General features: G+C 73.7%; 2 protein-coding genes. Both read left to right on the plus strand.

Going from position 1 to position 3131, the window contains the following annotated elements; genetic code table 11:
* A partial coding sequence (locus VN520_RS16035; RefSeq protein ID WP_325747597.1) for an SDR family NAD(P)-dependent oxidoreductase occupies positions 1–1674 on the plus strand: 1674 nt, incomplete at its 5' end.
* A gap of 45 nt (positions 1675–1719) precedes the next feature.
* The coding region (locus VN520_RS16040) for a polyketide synthase (RefSeq protein ID WP_325747598.1) at positions 1720–3131 on the plus strand (1412 nt) is incomplete at its 3' end.

The following is a 3131-nucleotide window of genomic DNA, read 5'->3' on the forward strand; positions in this document are numbered from 1 at the left end:
ACGGTGCCGGCGCACGTGCAGCCGGGGCCGGCCGCGGGCATCGGCCCGGAGTCGGTCATCGTGGCCACCGGCGGGGCCCGCGGGGTGACAGCGGCCGCCTTGCTGCACCTCGCCAGGGCCCACCGTCCCCGCATCGTGCTGCTCGGCCGCACCGAGCCCGTCGACGAACCGCAGGGGCTGGCGGCGGCGACCGACGAGGCCGCACTCACCCGGGCCCTCGCCGGACGCTCCGGCGCGGCCCTCCCGGCCGAGGTCGGTGCCGAGGCGCGGAGGATCCTGGCGGCCCGGGAGGTCCGGTCCACCGTGACGGCCCTCGAGAGCGCCGGCTCCAGGGTCCGCTACGTGCCCGTGGACGTCCGGGACGGCGCGGCACTGCGCGGGGTACTGGAGGAGGTACGCCGCGAGTGGGGGCCGGTCACCGGAATCGTGCACGGTGCCGGAGTGCTGGCGGACAAGCTGATCGCCGACAAGACCGATGAACAGTTCGAACAGGTCATGGCCACCAAGGTGGGTGGCATGCGCGCGCTGCTCGCGGCCACCGAGGGCGACCCGCTCGACACGATCGTCCTGTTCTCCTCGGTCGCCGCCGTCTTCGGCAATGCCGGGCAGAGCGACTACGCCATGGCCAACGAGGTGCTCAACCACGTGGCCTGTGCCGAGCGCGCCCGGCGGCCCGGCTGCCTCGTACGGTCCATCGCCTGGGGCCCGTGGGACGGAGGGATGGTCACTCCCGCGCTGGCCGCGCACTTCGGCCGGTCCGGTGTCCCGCTCATCCCGGGCGGACCGGGCGCCGCAGCCTTCACCACCGAGCTGGGCGCTCGTGGCGCCGACACCAGGGTGGTCATCGCGGCCGGGGACGAACCGGGCCCCGTGGCAGCCGCCGCCGGTCCGCCCGCGGCGCAGCTGCGTATCGATGCGTACACACACCCCTACCTCGCCGACCACGACATCGCGGGCGTTCCCGTCCTGCCGTTGGCGCTGGCCCTGGACCGGTTCGCCGGTGCCGCCGCGGCCTGGCGGCCGGACGCAGGCCACCTGGTGCTGCGGGACCTCCGGGTCTTCAGCAAAGTGGCCCTGCCGCGTCTGGACGGTGCGGGCCACCGCCTCACCTTGAGCGCTCGCACGGCAGCGACCGGCTCCCCCTCTGCTCTGGAGGCCGAACTCCTGGGCGAGGAGGGTGCGACGCACTTCCGGATCCACATGGACTTTGAGGAGGGCCCGTCGCGCCCGGGGAGCTGGGACACCCCGCAGGGCCTCGCCGCACCGCGGCGCACCGAGATCTACGACGGCCGGGTGCTGTTCCACGGTCCGCGGTTCCACGCGCTCCGGTCCGTCGACGGGATCGGCCCGGACGGAGCCGAGGCGACGGCGACCGGCCTGACCGAACTCGGCTGGGGCGGTGAGCACTGGCAGCTCGATGTGGCCGCCACGGACGGTGCTCTGCAACTCGCCGTGCTGTGGGCGGACGACGCGCTGGGGTACGCCACCCTGCCGATGGCGGTCGCGGAGTGCAGGGTGCAGCGGAGCGGCCCCGTCCAGGGTGCTGTGCGGTGCGTGGTGCAGGCCCGGAAGGTGCACGACACGGGAGGGCGCTGCGATGTGGCGCTCGTCGACCCGGACGGCTTCCCCCGGGTGGAGCTGCTCGGCGTGGAACTCGTACGACGCCCTTCCTGAGCCCGCAGCACTCGGATCCGTCCGCGTTCGTGAAATGAGACCGGTATGGGCTTCGACCCGATCGCCATCGTCGGCCGGGGATGTGTCTTCCCCGACGCGCTCGACCCCGACGCCTTCTGGGACAACATCGCCGCAGGCAGGTGCAGCCTGACATCGGTCCCGGACGGCCGATGGCGACTGCCGCGCCGATGGGCCATGGGAACCGTCGACGACCACCTCGACCGCACGTGGAACGACGTGGGAGGCTACGTCCGCGATTTCGAGCGAAAGTTCGATCCGACCGGGTTCCACGTCGCCCCTGCGGAGATCCTCGGCCTGGACCCGCTGTTCCACTGGGTGCTGTACGGCGCGCGGCAGGCGCTGCGGGAGGCCGGGCAGGAGGGGCCGTCGCCCCGCACCGGTCTGGTCCTGGGAAACCTGTCCTACCCCACGAGCGCGGGTATGGCCTTCGCCGAGCACGTATGGCTGTCGGAGGGCGCCCCCTCCCTGCTGGCGGACGCCGCACCGGCCAGGCCCGACGCCCGTAACCGCTTCTCCTCGGGGCTTCCGGCGCACTTCGCGGCCAGGGCGCTCGGACTGGGCGCCGGGGCCTTCGCACTGGACGCCGCCTGCGCCTCGTCCCTGTACGCGGTCAAGCTGGCCTGTGACCGCCTGCACGACGGGACGGCGGACGTCATGGTGGCCGGAGCGGTCAACCGGGCCGACAACCTGTTCCTGCACGTGGGGTTCTGCGGCCTGTCCGCGGTGAGCCGTACCAGCCGTAGCCGTCCCTTCCACCGGGACGCCGACGGGCTGCTCCCCGGTGAGGGCGCCGGGTTCGTCGCGCTGATGCGTCTGCGTGACGCCGTCGCACAGGGCTCGCCCGTCCTGGGGGTCATCCGGGGCGTCGGGCTGTCCAACGACGGACGCGGCAGAGGGCTCCTCAGCCCCGCGCGGGAGGGACAGGAGCGGGCCATGCGGCTGGCGTACCGCATGGCGGGCGTCGCCCCGCAGACCGTCTCGCTCGTGGAGTGCCACGCGACGGGGACCCCCGTCGGGGACGTGGAGGAGGTCCGCAGCATGGCCCGGATCTTCGCGGACAGCGCTGATGTGCCCATCGGCTCCGTGAAGTCCAACGTCGGACACCTTCTGGCCTCGGCCGGAGTGGGCGGACTGCTCAAGGTGCTCGGTGCGATGCGGACGGGCATCCGCCCCGCCACGCTCGCCGCCGAGGAACCGCTGAACGAACTGCACGGCACTCAGCTGCGGGTACTGAGCGAGTCCGAGCAGTGGCCGGGCCTTCGCCGGGCGGCGGTCAGCGCCTTCGGGTTCGGGGGCACCAACGCCCATCTGATCGTCGACGCCTGGGACGGTACGGGCAGGGCCACGGCAGCGGTGCCCGGAGCGCCGCGCCCGCCGAGCGCGCCGCTGGCGATCGTGGCGGTGGCTGCCCGGGCCGGCGGGGGAGCCGGCACCCA

Source organism: Streptomyces sp. (assembly GCF_035563135.1).
Lineage (GTDB): Bacteria > Actinomycetota > Actinomycetes > Streptomycetales > Streptomycetaceae > Streptomyces.